At 31.5% G+C, this 384-nt stretch carries 1 protein-coding gene; it reads left to right on the plus strand.

Annotation, left to right across the window (positions count from 1 at the left end):
- Positions 1 to 169 precede the first annotated feature (169 nt).
- Positions 170 to 384: HAD hydrolase family protein (locus JZ791_RS47540; protein WP_216904053.1), on the plus strand; the 215-nt coding region annotated here is incomplete at its 3' end.

Below are 384 nucleotides of genomic sequence, written 5' to 3' on the forward strand. Positions count from 1 at the left end.
AGAAAATAGTGGGGAATTGGTTCGCTCTTTAAATAGTCAGGTAGTATCATGCCATTCTGAATTGGTCGATATTAATATCAGTGGTGTTAAAGAACGAATTGTATACCAATAGACGCTTTATATTGTAAAATAGTATTAAATGCAGAATAGAGAGGAGATTTAATGCGATATGACAAATTATAAAGTTGTCGTTTTAGATATGGATGACACATTGCTAAATTCAGATAATGTGATATCAGAAGAAACTGCAAATTATTTAACACCAATTCAAGATGAAGGTTATTATGTTGTTCTAGCATCTGGTAGACCTACTGAAGGTATGATTCCAACTGCTAGAGATTTAAAATTACCTGAACATCATAGCTATATTATTAGTTATAACGG

This window comes from Nocardia alni, from assembly GCF_019038435.1.
GTDB lineage: Bacteria > Actinomycetota > Actinomycetes > Mycobacteriales > Mycobacteriaceae > Nocardia > Nocardia alni.